Origin of the sequence: Tardiphaga sp. vice304 (assembly GCF_007018905.1) — a bacterium.
Taxonomy (GTDB): Bacteria; Pseudomonadota; Alphaproteobacteria; order Rhizobiales; family Xanthobacteraceae; genus Tardiphaga.
This window is the reverse complement of sequence record NZ_CP041402.1, coordinates 5,303,616-5,316,466: the sequence shown is the minus strand read 5'-3', so window position 1 is coordinate 5,316,466 and position 12,851 is coordinate 5,303,616. Positions and strand designations below refer to the sequence as shown.

Below are 12,851 nucleotides of genomic sequence, written 5' to 3'. Positions count from 1 at the left end.
CCTTGCGTGTCTAGAGATCGTCGTCGCTTTCGAGCGCGTCGGTCGAGTCCTCGCCGGTAAGGTCGGCGTCGGTGGTGCCGGTGCCTGGCAATTCTTGAACAATCGGGCGCACCGTCACTTCCGTGCCGGGAAACCGCGCCAGTACTTCCTGTACCCGCGGGTCGGCTAGAGCTGCTTGCTTGCGGGCGTCCTTCTGCTGGTCAAGTTGCCAACGCAGCGTCGGCTGGCCTTCTTCGTTGGAAACGATCACGCTCCAGCGCCGGCCGGTCCACTGCTCGAGCTTTCGCGAAAGATCGTTGATCAGCGTGCGGGACGCGGTGCGCTCCATCGCGAGCTCAAGCCGGCCGTCCTCTATCCTGATAAGCCGGACGTCGGCTTCGAGTGCGGCGCGCACCATCAGGTCGCGTTTGGCGCCGGCCAGGGCCACCAGTTCGGGAAAGGTCGAGATCGTCAGCACGGCGGGCTGCGCGGCGGCCGGTGCCGGCGCGCTCATCTGGGGGCGCGGCGACATCTCGACGCCGCCACGCTGCAGCGAAGCGCGCGGCGAAGAGGATGGCATCGACGATACCGTCGAACCTGACGATGACGACGCACCGCCTCCATTGCCGTTGCCGCCGATCATCGGCGCCGATCCGCCATTATTCTGGCCGATCATCTTGATCGCCTCGTCCGGCGTCGGCAGGTCGGCGACATAGGCGATCCGCACCAGTACCATCTCGGCGGCCGCGGCGGGGCGCGTCGCGCCCTGCACCTCGGTGATGCCCTTCAGCAGCATCTGCCACATCCGCGACAGCACGCGCATCGACAGCTTCGAGGCATAGTCGCGCGCGCGCAGCCGCTCGGTCTCGCCGAACGCGACATTGTCGGCGGTGGCCGGGACGATCTTCACGCGGGTGACGAAATTGACGAATTCGGCAAGATCCGACAGCACCGCGATCGGGTCGGCGCCGACGTCATATTGCTCGCGGAATTCGGCGAAAGCGCTGGCGATGTCGCCGCGCGCCAGCGAATCGAACAGGTCGATGACCCTCGTACGGTCGGCCAGGCCCAGCATCTGCCGCACCGAATCGGCGCGCACGGTGCCGGCCGCATGCGCGATCGCCTGGTCGAACAGCGACAGCGAATCGCGCACCGAGCCTTCGGCGGCGCGGGCGATGATCCCCAGCGCTTCCGGCTCGACCTCGACGTTCTCTTTGCCTGCAATATTCGCCAGATGCTTCATCAGCACGTCGGCATCGACGCGGCGCAAATCGAAGCGCTGGCAGCGCGACAGGATCGTCACCGGAACTTTGCGGATTTCGGTGGTGGCGAACACGAATTTGGCGTGTTCCGGCGGCTCCTCCAGCGTCTTCAGGAAGGCGTTGAACGCCGCCGTCGACAGCATGTGGACTTCGTCGATGATGTAGACCTTGTAGCGCGCGCTAGACGGCGCATAGCGCACGCTGTCATTGATCTGGCGGACGTCGTCGACGCCGGTATGCGACGCGGCGTCCATTTCCAGCACGTCGATGTGACGGCTTTCCATGATCGACTGGCAGTGCACGCCAAGGCCGGGCATCTGGATGGTCGGGCCTTTGATCGAGCCGTCGGCCAGTTCGTAATTCAGTGCGCGCGCCAGAATGCGCGCGGTGGTGGTCTTGCCGACGCCGCGCACGCCGGTGAGGATCCAGGCCTGCGGAATTCGCCCGGTCTCGAACGCATTGGAGACGGTGCGGACCAGCGCGTCCTGGCCGATCAGGTCGTCGAAGCTGTTTGGGCGATATTTGCGGGCGAGGACGCGGTAGGGCTTGCCGACGGCGGGCGCACCGCCGATGTCGAAGCCGCCCTGCGTGTCATCGGTGGGCGGGACAGGCAAGCCGGCGTCGGTCATCGATCAATCCGCAATGTGTTGTCTCAAGGGGCCGGATTGCGGAACAACGGGCGGCGGGACGGCAAACCGGTCGCTGCCGAAAGTGCTGGTCTTCTGATCGAGCAGAGCACTGATTTTGCTCGACAAAACAAGTAGGAGACTGACGAGCGACCCGATCCGGATCTCGTTAGGGCTGCTTCCTTCCGGACCTGACCCGATTGGCGAGTGGCTCGTCCACCGCCAATCTCCCGGGGCTTATTTGGGGCCAAAGCGGGCGGAAAGCAAGCGGGGCTTGCGCCGGGACCGCCTGCGAATTCAAATTGGCCCGGAGGCAGGGAGCCATGGCGATGCTCGGTCAGGTCAGGCAATGGGCGCGCGGAATCGTGCGCGATGTTCTGGCGCTGTGGCTGGCCGCGCGCGACCCGCGGGTGCCGTGGATCGCCAAGGCGGTCGCGGCCGTTGTGGCCGCCTATGCGCTCAGTCCGATCGATCTGATTCCGGATTTCATCCCGGTGGTCGGCTATCTCGACGATCTCGTGCTGGTCCCGCTCGGCATTCTGCTGGCGGTGCGCCTGATTCCGCCGGACCTGATGGCGGAATTCCGCGCGGCGGCGCAGGATCGCGCCAAGCCGGTCAGTCGGGCGGGGGCGGTGATCATCGTGGCGATCTGGATCGCCTGCATCGCGATCATCAGCTGGATCGCATGGCCGATGCTGGCGCAATAGCACCTCGGCAAATGCCGCAACGTTATGGGCCACCGATACCCGTTTGCCGTCCCCGCAAAACCCTCTAGACTCCCTGCAGCCTCATCCGGAATCCCCATGACCTCCTCTTCGACCTGGTCGCTGCACCCACAATTGCAGAAAGACACCATCGACATCGGCGATCTGCCGCTCAGCCGCGTGCTGGTGGTCAAGGACGCGCATTATCCCTGGCTGATGCTGGTGCCGCGCCGCGTCGATACGGTCGAGATCATCGATCTCGACGAGGTCGCGCAGGGTCAGTTGATGACCGAGATCAATCGCGTCGGCCGCGCGCTGAAAGAGATCACCCAATGCGACAAGCTCAACGTCGCGGCGCTTGGCAACGTCGTGCCGCAGCTGCACGTCCACATCATCGCGCGCCGCACCTCGGACGCCGCCTGGCCGCGGCCGGTGTGGGGCGTGATGCCGCCGCTCGCCCACGATGCCGCCGAAGTGCAGCGCTTCATCAGCGAACTGCGCCGCAAGATCTGGCTTGGTTGACCCATGACACCCAATGATTTGTTTCCGCTGGACCATCCGGCGTTCGTCTCGCACCAGCTCGACCGCGCCGCGCATCTGCGCTTCAGCGACGAAAAACTGTTCGCGCTGGAGGCCCACCGCGACAGTCGCGCCTATGTGGTGCATCGCGATTCGCTGGTGCTGAAGCAGCAACCGAATGGCCCGCGGCCACTGCTGACCGTTCCCGAGGCGCTGCAGGCCGGCGCTAATCCCGGCACCATCTTCCTCGGGCTGCGCGACGGCGCCGCGGTGTTCGGCATGGGAATATCAGCGCCGGCGGTGGAAGCGCTGCTGACCCGCCAGGACTACGTATTGTCCGAGCTGCGCGGCATGGCGATGCAGGGCGTGGTGCCGCCGGACCAGCTTTCGGCGATCGCGATGGCCAAGTCGCTGGTGTCGTGGCATCAGCGCCACGGCTTCTGCGCCAATTGCGGCGTGCGTTCCGCGATGGCGGAGGGCGGCTGGAAGCGCGTCTGTCCCAGTTGCAAGATCGAGCACTTTCCGCGCACCGATCCGGTGGCCATCATGCTGGTGGAGAACGGCGACAAATGCCTGCTCGGCCGACAGAAGCAGTTTCCGCCCGGCATGTATTCGTGCCTCGCCGGCTTCATCGAGGCCGCCGAAACCATCGAGGACGCGGTTCGCCGCGAGATATTCGAAGAGGCCGGCATCCGCTGCACCGACGTGACCTATTACATGACGCAGCCGTGGCCGTATCCGTCGTCGCTGATGATCGGCTGCCAGGCGCGCGCTTTGACGGATTCGATTACCATCGACCGCATGGAACTTGAAGACGCCCGGTGGTTTGACCGGGACGAGGCGACGTTGATGCTGAACCGCGAACACCCCGACGGGATCGCCGGACCGCATCCCTTCGCCATCGCCCATCATCTGCTCGGCCGCTGGCTGCAGCCGGCCTGAGACCTACCGGGGAAACGTCATGAGCTCGAAAAAGAACATCCTGTGCATCGGCATGCCGGTACGCGACCTCACCTTCGGCGTCCAGGCGGTCCCCGGCCGCGGCCAGAAATTCCACGCCGACCGCTTTGCGCAGATCTGTGGCGGCAATGCGCTGAATGCCGCGATCGGCATCAACCGGCTCGGCGGCCATGCCCTGCTGACCGGCCCGATGGGCGACGCGGGCGAGTCCTCCAGCCAGTATATTTTCGACGACCTCGCCAAAGAGGGTATCGACACCACGCATCTGGTGCACATGCCCGGCCTGGTGACGCCGATCTCCGGCATCATGATGGACCCCTCCGGCGAGCGCACCATCATCTCGTTCCGCGATCCCGAATTGTGGAAGGTGAAACTGCCTTCTGCAGACGTGCTGCTCAAGGATTGCGACGCCATCCTGATCGAGAGCCGCTGCGCTGGCTTCAGCACCGACCTCTGCCACGAAGCGCGCCGTCGCGGCATTCCCGTGGTCGTCGATATCGACAGCACGATGTCGCTGAGCGAGGGCCTGCTCAGCGCCTCGTCGCATCTGATCTTCTCTGATGAGGCGCTGCAGGGCACCGCGGGGATCACCGACGACGGGGCCGCGTTGCGCAAGATGGCCAAGCACACCACGTCGTTCCTGGCGGTGACGCTCGGCCCGAAGGGCACGCTGTGGCTCGACGACAAGCACGAGCTGCAGCGCACGCCGGCGTTTCCGGTCCATACCGTGGACACGCTGGGGGCCGGCGACATCTTCCATGGCGCCTTCGCGTTGGAATTTGCGGCCGGCAGCTCCATCCCCGAGGCGCTTCGCTTCGCTTCCGCCGCGGCGGCGCTGAAATGCACGCGCCACGGTGGCGCCTTTGCCTGCCCGCAACGCGCTGAAGTGGAAGAGCTTTTGGCCAAGTGAGGCGGTTTGGCCTGATGTTGCCGAGAACTCGGGCTTGATTTGGAATAATGTTCTATGTATGAGGGTTCCTGGCCTCAATATTAGAACAAAGTTCTTCCCATGACCGATCTCGCCACTCCGCTACCGGAATCCACCCGCCGCCTCGATGCCATCGATCGCAAGATCCTGATGGTGTTGCAGGAAGACGCCTCGCTGTCGGTCGCCGAAATCGGCGATCGCGTGGGACTGTCGTCGACGCCGTGCTGGAAGCGGATCCAGCGGCTGGAGGCCGACGGCGTGATCCTGCGCCGGGTGGCCCTGGTCGACCAGAACAAGATCGGGCTGGGTCTTTCGGTATTTGTTTCGGTGGAAAGCGGCGACCATTCCGACGCCTGGCTGAAGAAATTCGCCGACGCCGTCAGCGCGATGCCCGAGGTGATGGAATTCTACCGGATGGCCGGCGACGTCGACTACATGCTGCGCGTCGTCGTCGCCGACATGCAGAGCTACGATATTTTCTACAAGAAGCTGATCGCTGCGGTGTCGCTCAAGAACGTCACCTCGCGTTTCGCGATGGAGAAGATCAAGTCGGTGACGGCGCTGCCGGTGCCGGCGATGCCTGCGGCATGATGACTATCGCCGCACAGGATACCAGCTTCGGCTACAATGATACCTGCTCGTCGACGACACCGTAGTATCCCGGTGTTTCACCGTTCATGCTCGATTAGTCTTGTAGGGCTACTCCGGGCATATGGGGCGGATTGCGCAACTCGATACGGGGACCAGATGGCCGGCGTGGTTGAACGCCGGGCTCTTGCTGCTCGTCAGCTGGATCGCGGTTGCCGCTCTGTCGTTGCAGGTGCGTGCCGGGGCCGAGGTCGTCGCGGTGGCGTTCCCGCCGTGGTGGAGCACGCAGCAGGTATTTCTAGCCACGGCGTCGGCCAATGCGGCGATCGTGCGCACCAGCGCGCTGAGCTCAATTCTGATCGTGCGACCGGACGACAGCAACGGCCTGACGCGATTGCGTGACGCCGGCGTATGGCTGGCTGTTGATCCCCAGGCGATTGCCGCCTGCTTCACCGATATCAACAAGGACATTTGACGATGACTCTCGGCAATAGCGGTCTCGACGCGCTCCGTGAAACCGCCAGCAAGATGCTGATCGCGCTGCTCTGGCTGCATGTGCCGATCGCCTTGGCCATCGGCATGACGCGCGGCGGCGACTGGCTGCTGCCGACGCTGTTCACCGCGATCCTTGCCGCCGTGGCGACGGCTTCGTGGAAAACGAGCGGCAACGGCCTATCGACGTGCCTGGTGGTCGCGGTCGCGGTGATGGGCGGCGTCTCGATGTTTACTTACCAGTTGGCCGGCCACGCATGGCAGATCGACGTCCACATGTACTTCTTCGCCGCACTGGCCTGCCTGGTCGCCTATTGCGATTATCGGACGGTGGTGGCCGGCACCGTGGCGGTGGCGCTGCATCACCTGGCTCTGAACTTCCTGGTCCCCGCGGCGATCTTCCCGGGCGGCAGCGATCTCGGCCGCGTCGTTCTGCATGCCGTGGTGCTGGTGATGGAAGCCGGCGTGCTGGTCTGGCTTGCCCACCAGCTCGAGCGGCTGTTTGCGACCACGGCTGCGAAGACCGCGGAGGCCGACATGGCAAACGCCGCAGAAGCCCGCGCCAACGCCGAGCGTGGCGAGGCCGAGCGCCGCGCCAAGCTGGAATCGGACGCCGCCCTGCGCGGCCTGGCCGATGCCTTCGAGCGCAAGATCGGGCATATCGTCGAGGCCGTCGCCGTGGCGGCCGTCGAAATGCAGGGCATGTCGGCGGTGATGAGCTGCAACAGCGAGGAGACGTCGCGCCAGACCGACGCCGCGGCCGCGGCCTCCCGGCAGGCCTCCATGAATGTTGGCACCGTGGCGTCGGCCACTGAGCAACTCTCGGCCTCGATCAGTGAGATCGCTCATCAGGCAGCCCGTTCTGCGGAAGTTACCGGCAAGGCCGCCGAAGAGGCGCGCCGCACCAATGCCGTGGTCGAGTGCTTGGCCGGCGATACGCAAAAGATCGGCGACGTCGTGACGTTGATCCAGAACATCGCCAGCCAGACCAACCTGCTGGCCCTCAACGCGACCATCGAGGCGGCGCGCGCCGGCGAGCACGGTCGCGGTTTCGCCGTGGTTGCCTCTGAAGTGAAGGCGCTGGCCAACCAGACCGCGCAGGCCACCGGAGAGATTTCGGCGCAGGTGCAGAGCATCCAGGCCGCCACCGGTCAGGCCGTGGCCGCGATTCTGGCGATCGGCAACACCATTGCCGAGATCAACGACATCAGCAACGCGATCGCCTCTGCCGTCGAGGAACAGGGCGCGGCGACCCGCGAGATTTCGGGCAACGTGCAGCAGGCTGCCAGCGGCACCAGCGAGGTCAATGACAATATCGGTGGCGTCGCCCAGGCCTCCTCGGAAGCGGGTGCTGCGGCGTCGAAGCTGCTCGGCGCGGCTAACGGCCTGTCCGCGCAATCGGAGCGGCTGCGCTCGGAAGTGGACGGCTTCCTGGCCTCGGTCCGCGCGGCGTAGTCCTTTTTTTCCTCTCCCCCAGCAAAGCGAAGCTTTGCGTCATGGCAGAGAGTGCCGAGCGTAGCGAGGCGGGAGAGGGAAAGCCGCTAGCGACGGTGCTTTGCGGCAAGCGCCCCCTCTCCCGTCTCGAACCCCGCTTCGCGGGGCTTCGAGCCACCCTCTCCCGCCAGCCGCCACTATGCGGCGGCCGTGGGAGAGGGGAAGAAAGAGCCGCGCCGCTCCTCAGATCGTCTGGTTGTACGCGCCGACTTCCGCATGCGTTCGCAGCACCACGTTCATCGCCTCGAACATGTCGTGCATACGCTGCTCCGACACCGGGCTTTCGACCACCACCACCAGTTCCGGCTTGTTGGATGACGCCCGCACCAGGCCCCACGAGCCGTCGGCGCAGGTGACGCGGACGCCGTTGACCGTGACGAGATCGCGGATCGGCTGGCCGGCGACCTGATCGCCATTCGCCTGCGCGGCCTCGAAGTGCTTCACGACGTCGGCGACGACGCCGTATTTGGTCTCGTCGGCGCAATGCGGCGACATGGTCGGCGACGACCACGTCTTCGGCAGCGCGTCCTTGAGATCAGCCATGGTCTTGCCCGGCGCGCGGTCGAGCATCTCGCAGATCGCAATCGCCGACACGAGCCCGTCATCATAGCCGCGGCCGACCGGCGCATTGAAGAAGAAGTGCCCGGACTTCTCGAAGCCCGCCAGCGCCTTGGTCTCGAAGGTCCGGCGCTTCATGTAGGAATGGCCGGTCTTCCAGTAGGTGGTCTTGGCGCCCTGCGCCTGCAGCACCGGATCGGTGACGAACAGGCCCGTCGACTTCACGTCGACCACGAAGGTCGCGTCCTTGATCACCGCCGACATGTCGCGCGCCAGCATCACGCCGACCTTGTCGGCAAAGATTTCCTCGCCGGTGTTATCGACCACGCCGCAGCGGTCGCCGTCTCCGTCGAATCCGAGGCCGACATCGGCCTTGTGCTCGAGCACGGCATCGCGGATCGCGTGCAGCATCTCCATGTCTTCGGGATTCGGATTGTATTTCGGAAACGTGTGATCGAGCTCGACGTCGAGCGGGATTACCTCGCAGCCGATCGCTTCCATCACCTGCGGCGAGAACGCGCCGGCGGTGCCGTTGCCGCAGGCGACCACGACCTTGAGCTTGCGCTTCAGCTTCGGGCGATTGGTGAGATCGGCGATGTAGCGCGCCGGATAGTTCTCGTGAAACTGGTAGGAGCCGCCGGGCTTGTTGTCGAACTCGGCGTTCAGCACGATCTCCTTCAGGCGGTTCATCTCGTCCGGGCCGAAGGTCATCGGGCGGTTGATGCCCATCTTGACGCCGGTCCAGCCATTGTCGTTATGCGACGCGGTGACCATCGCGACGCAGGGCACGTCGAGATCGAACTGCGCGAAATAGGCCATCGGCGTCACCGCGAGGCCGATGTCGTGGACCTTGCAGCCGGCAGCCATCAGGCCGGTCATCAGCGCATATTTGATCGAGGCGGAATAGCCGCGGAAATCGTGGCCGGTGACGATCTCCTGCTTCTGCCCGAGTTCGGCGATCAGTCGGCCGAGCCCCATGCCCAGCGCCTGAATGCCCATCAGGTTGATTTCCTTGCCGAACAGCCAGCGCGCGTCGTATTCGCGAAAACCGGTCGCCTTCACCATCGGCTCGGATTCGTAGGCATAGGTGTTGGGGACGAGAAGGGGCTTCGGCTTCGGAAACATCGGCGGCCTCGCTGTAGGGAACAGTTCCCCAGCCTTAGCCAAACCACGCGGCGCTGGAAAGGCAAGCGCGTGTCATCGCTGCGACACTGGCCCGATGTCGGGATGCCTTACTGCTCGAGCACCATGCGGCCGTTGGCATATTCGAAGCGCTTCAGCCGCGACAGGAACGACAGGCCGAGCAGGTTCTCCGACAGCGCCTCGTCGGGCAGCACCATCGCTTCGACATCGCGCACCACCAGCCCACCGATTTCGACCATCGCGAGCCTGGTGCGGGCGGCCTTGATGGTGCCGTTGGCGGTGGTCACGTTGGCGTTGTAGTCGGCGCGCGACGGCCGCAGGCCGAATCGGGCGGCGGATTTTTCGTTCAAAGCGATGACCGAGGCGCCGGTATCGACCATGAAGCCGATGCGCTGGCCCTCGATGCGGCCTTCGGCCTGGAAATGACCGCGCGGATCGCTCGACAGGCTGAGGCTGCGGCCGGTGGGCGGGCTGTCCTGCCGGGCGGCGCTCAGCGTGCTCTTGGCCATCGCCGGGGTGACGGTCGTCATCCGGTCAGCGACCTGCGCCATCACGGTGCCCAGTCCGATCAGGATCGCCGCCAGGAACATGATGCCACGCATACGCCAACCCCACTGATCGCCGCCGATAGAGGACGATCTCATCACATGCCTTCGGCACCGTCCGTTCCGGACGGAAGCCGTTGCTGCTATTTTGGCGAAAAGGATGAGTAACGGGTTAATGTGGGCGGATTAGCCGCCCCAAACTCAGGTGTCGTCCTCCGCGAAAGCGGTAGCGAACCAACCCGCTGGCGTTGCCTTCTCTTCACCTCTCCCCAGCGGGGAGAGGTGAACGCCGACGCCTGAGCTTCACGTCCCCCGCGGCTTGACCCGCCGTGTCGGCGCGGCGCTGGCGGGGTCTTCCGGCCAGGGATGGCGGGGATAGCGCCCGCGCAGGTCGGAGCGGACGTCCTGGTAGGAGCCGCGCCAGAAGCCGGGCAGGTCGCGCGTCACCTGCACCGGGCGGTGTGCCGGCGACAGCAGTTCGAGCACCAATGGCACCTTGCCTCGCGCGACCGCGGGATGGCGGTTCATCCCGAACAGTTCCTGCAGGCGCACCGCAATGGTCGGGCCCTGTTCGGCCTCATAGTCGATCGGCAGCATCGTGCCGGTCGGCGCCTCGAAATGCGTCGGCGCTTCCTTGTCGAGCCGGGCACGGCTTTCCCACGGCAACAACGCGATCAGCGCGTCCGACATGTCGCCGGCCGAAAACTCCTTCAGCGACAGCGTGTCGTAGAGCGCCGGCATCAGCCAGGCCTGCCGGTTCTCGGCCAGCGCCGTGTCGGACAGGTCCGGCCAGGCGTCGCCCTCCGCGGCGCGCAAAAACATCACCCGGCCGCGCCACTGTTGCAGCGGTTTCGACCATGGCAGCCGATCGATCCCGGCGGCGACAAGGCCGTCGGCGAGAACCGGCGCCGTGGCCATGGAGGCAGCCAGCGCAAACGGCTGCTCCGACAGCGTGATGGCGTGCAGGATGCGTTTGCGCCGGCCGCGCAGCGCCATCGCCGCGCGGTCGAAGGTGATCTCGTCGATCGCCTCGATCTGGTCGGCGAAGCGCGTCTCGATATCGGCCTGGGCGATTGGCGCCGCCAGCAGGATGCGGCCGTTGGCGGCGGTGCCCGTGAGTTCGGCGACGGCGATATAGGGCGCGCGTGCCAGCGCCTGGGTCTGGTCGATCGACGCGCCGCGGCCATTGGCGAGCACGAAGGAGCCCTTGCCACGGTTTTTGGCGACGCGATCGGGGAAGGCGAGGGCGAGCATCACGCCGGTGGTTAGATTATCTGCGGCTGGGTGCAGGCCGTGGTGCTCCCTTCCCCCTTGCGGGGAAGGGTCGGGGATGGGGGTAGCCCCAAACGCGACTCTCTCGCCTGTGGACCCCCCTCCCCGACCCTCCCCCGCAAGGGGGGAGGGAGCTGATAGCGCGGAGCTTGTGGCTTTTTCATTTGATGCAACTTGTGAAGCCCAGCGCTGCGCCAGTTGTCGGGCGCTCTGCGCACGTTGCGAGCGGTCGCGGCGGAATTGCTCAAGCCGGTGATCGAGATCGACGCTGTCGCCGCCGAGGCCGCGTTCGGTGAGGATCGCGGCGATATCGGCGGCGTCCTCGCCGCAGCCGAGCCGATGCGAATCCACGATCATGCGCGCCAGCCGTGCCGGCAGCGCCAGCGCGCGCAGCGATTCGCCTTCGGAGGTGATGCGGCCATCGCCATCCAGCGCGCCGAGCTCGCGGAGCAGCGCGCGGGCCTCCTTCAGCGCGGGCGCGGGCGGCGCGTCGAGGAAGGCGAGCTGCGCCGGGTCGGCGACCCCCCATTGCGCCAGATCCAGCACCAGCGAGGTGAGGTCGGCGCTGAGGATTTCCGGCTGGGTATAGGCCGGCAAGGACGCGGTCTGCGGCTCGTCCCACAGCCGATAGCAGATGCCGGGCTCGGTGCGCCCGGCGCGGCCGCGGCGCTGGTCGACCGCGGCGCGCGAGGCGCGCACGGTTTCCAGCCGGGTCAGGCCGATGTCGGGCTCATAGCGTGGCACCCGGGCGAGGCCGCAATCGACCACGATGCGGACGCCCTCGATGGTCAGCGAGGTCTCGGCGATCGAGGTCGCCAGCACCACCTTGCGCAGTCCTTTAGGCGCCGGCTGGATCGCGCGATCCTGCACGGCGGCGTCCAGCGCGCCGAACAGCGGCACGATCTCGATCGAAGCATCATGGATGCGCTCGGCGAGAAACGTCTGGGTGCGGCGTATTTCGGCGGCGCCCGGCAGGAACGCCAGCACCGAGCCGGGATCGGCACGCAAAGCGGTGGCGATGGCGTCGGCCATCTGCCGCTCGATCTGGGCGTCCGCCTTGCGGCCGAGGTAGCGCGTCTCGACGGGGTAGGCGCGGCCGAGGCTTTCAATCACCGGCGCGTCGCCGAGCAGCCTGGCGATCCGCGCGCCGTCGATGGTCGCCGACATCACGAGGATGCGCAGGTCCTCGCGCAGGCCGATTTGCGCGTCGCGCGCCAGCGCCAGCCCCATGTCGGCATCGAGCGAGCGCTCGTGGAATTCGTCGAACAGCACGGCGGCCACGCCGGTCAGTTCGGGGTCGTCGAGGATCTGGCGCGAGAAGATACCCTCGGTGACGACCTCGATGCGGGTGTTGCGCGAGATCTTCGAGCCGAAGCGGACGCGGTAGCCGACGGTGTCGCCGACGCGCTCGCCTAGCGTCTTCGCCATCCGTTCGGCGCTGGCGCGGGCGGCGATGCGCCGCGGCTCCAGCATGATGATCTTTCTGCCCTTCAGCCACGGCGCATCCAGCAGCGCCAGCGGCACCCGCGTGGTCTTGCCGGCGCCGGGAGGGGCCACCAGCACCGCGGCATTGCTGCGCGCCAGCGCCTGCGCGATGTCGCCGAGCACGTCGTCGATCGGGAGGGGCGTGTCGAAGGAGCGGGTCAATGGTTAATGCTTTCTCGCGGCTTCGGGCGTCTTAGCGCAGGCAATGCCGCAGGGCAAAAGCGGTAATCCATTCATCACAATCCGCTGAGAACCGCAGATTCCGCGATCCCGGAAAGGTGGTATAAACTGGTGCT

General features: G+C 66.0%; 11 protein-coding genes and 1 other RNA gene. 7 read left to right on the top strand and 5 right to left on the bottom strand.

Annotated elements, in window-relative coordinates; genetic code table 11:
* Positions 1-10: 10 nt before the first annotated feature.
* Complete coding sequence (locus tag FNL56_RS25355) at positions 11-1,870, bottom strand: DNA polymerase III subunit gamma/tau (protein WP_143575594.1); 1,860 nt, start codon at positions 1,868-1,870, stop codon at positions 11-13.
* Positions 1,871-2,001: 131 nt separating this feature from the next.
* Positions 2,002-2,098, bottom strand: an RNA gene (gene ffs, locus FNL56_RS25350) — signal recognition particle sRNA small type.
* A gap of 92 nt (positions 2,099-2,190) precedes the next feature.
* Here ffs and FNL56_RS25345 point away from each other — a divergent pair.
* The 7 genes from FNL56_RS25345 (at position 2,191) to FNL56_RS25315 (ending at position 7,513) form a co-directional block, all read left to right on the top strand.
* Positions 2,191-2,574 (top strand): YkvA family protein, encoded by a 384-nt coding sequence (locus FNL56_RS25345; RefSeq protein WP_143575593.1) that lies wholly within the window; start codon positions 2,191-2,193, stop codon positions 2,572-2,574.
* A gap of 96 nt (positions 2,575-2,670) precedes the next feature.
* Positions 2,671-3,093, top strand: coding sequence for an HIT domain-containing protein (locus tag FNL56_RS25340; RefSeq protein ID WP_143582446.1), 423 nt, complete (start codon positions 2,671-2,673; stop codon positions 3,091-3,093).
* Positions 3,094-3,096: 3 nt separating this feature from the next.
* Positions 3,097-4,032 carry an NAD(+) diphosphatase gene (nudC, locus tag FNL56_RS25335; RefSeq protein WP_143578398.1) on the top strand — a complete coding sequence of 312 codons (936 nt, stop codon included), beginning with the start codon at positions 3,097-3,099 and terminating at the stop codon, positions 4,030-4,032.
* A gap of 19 nt (positions 4,033-4,051) precedes the next feature.
* A complete protein-coding gene (locus FNL56_RS25330) occupies positions 4,052-4,960 on the top strand; it encodes a sugar kinase (protein WP_143575590.1) in 909 nt (302 codons plus the stop codon).
* A 99-nt stretch (positions 4,961-5,059) separates the two neighbouring features.
* Entirely contained in the window at positions 5,060-5,569 is a 510-nt protein-coding gene (locus FNL56_RS25325) for an Lrp/AsnC family transcriptional regulator (RefSeq protein ID WP_143575589.1), read from the top strand.
* Between the two features lie 169 nt (positions 5,570-5,738).
* Complete coding sequence (locus FNL56_RS25320; RefSeq protein WP_246661478.1) at positions 5,739-6,041, top strand: hypothetical protein; 303 nt, start codon at positions 5,739-5,741, stop codon at positions 6,039-6,041.
* Between the two features lie 2 nt (positions 6,042-6,043).
* A complete protein-coding gene (locus tag FNL56_RS25315) occupies positions 6,044-7,513 on the top strand; it encodes a methyl-accepting chemotaxis protein (RefSeq protein ID WP_143582445.1) in 1,470 nt (489 codons plus the stop codon).
* Positions 7,514-7,735: 222 nt separating this feature from the next.
* Here FNL56_RS25315 and FNL56_RS25310 read toward each other — a convergent pair whose 3' ends face one another.
* From FNL56_RS25310 to hrpB, 3 genes are all read right to left on the bottom strand, one after another.
* Positions 7,736-9,235: a phosphomannomutase/phosphoglucomutase gene (locus tag FNL56_RS25310; protein ID WP_143575586.1), complete on the bottom strand. Its 1,500-nt coding sequence runs from the start codon at positions 9,233-9,235 to the stop codon at positions 7,736-7,738.
* Positions 9,236-9,342: 107 nt separating this feature from the next.
* On the bottom strand, positions 9,343-9,855 hold the full coding sequence (locus FNL56_RS25305; protein WP_143575585.1) for a TIGR02281 family clan AA aspartic protease: 513 nt from the start codon (positions 9,853-9,855) through the stop codon (positions 9,343-9,345).
* Positions 9,856-10,101: 246 nt separating this feature from the next.
* Positions 10,102-12,717 carry an ATP-dependent helicase HrpB gene (hrpB, locus tag FNL56_RS25300; RefSeq protein WP_143575584.1) on the bottom strand — a complete coding sequence of 872 codons (2,616 nt, stop codon included), beginning with the start codon at positions 12,715-12,717 and terminating at the stop codon, positions 10,102-10,104.
* Between the last annotated feature and the right edge of the window lie 134 nt (positions 12,718-12,851).

Bases quoted from the DNA above. Each gene is read 5' to 3' on its own strand.
- FNL56_RS25305 (WP_143575585.1), bottom strand. From the start codon at position 9,855: ATGCGTGGCATCATGTTCCTGGCGGCGATCCTGATCGGACTGGGCACC.
- FNL56_RS25340 (WP_143582446.1), top strand. From the start codon at position 2,671: ATGACCTCCTCTTCGACCTGGTCGCTGCACCCACAATTGCAGAAAGAC.
- nudC (WP_143578398.1), top strand. From the start codon at position 3,097: ATGACACCCAATGATTTGTTTCCGCTGGACCATCCGGCGTTCGTCTCG.
- FNL56_RS25345 (WP_143575593.1), top strand. From the start codon at position 2,191: ATGGCGATGCTCGGTCAGGTCAGGCAATGGGCGCGCGGAATCGTGCGC.
- FNL56_RS25330 (WP_143575590.1), top strand. From the start codon at position 4,052: ATGAGCTCGAAAAAGAACATCCTGTGCATCGGCATGCCGGTACGCGAC.
- FNL56_RS25310 (WP_143575586.1), bottom strand. From the start codon at position 9,235: ATGTTTCCGAAGCCGAAGCCCCTTCTCGTCCCCAACACCTATGCCTAC.
- FNL56_RS25355 (WP_143575594.1), bottom strand. From the start codon at position 1,870: ATGACCGACGCCGGCTTGCCTGTCCCGCCCACCGATGACACGCAGGGC.
- FNL56_RS25315 (WP_143582445.1), top strand. From the start codon at position 6,044: ATGACTCTCGGCAATAGCGGTCTCGACGCGCTCCGTGAAACCGCCAGC.
- FNL56_RS25325 (WP_143575589.1), top strand. From the start codon at position 5,060: ATGACCGATCTCGCCACTCCGCTACCGGAATCCACCCGCCGCCTCGAT.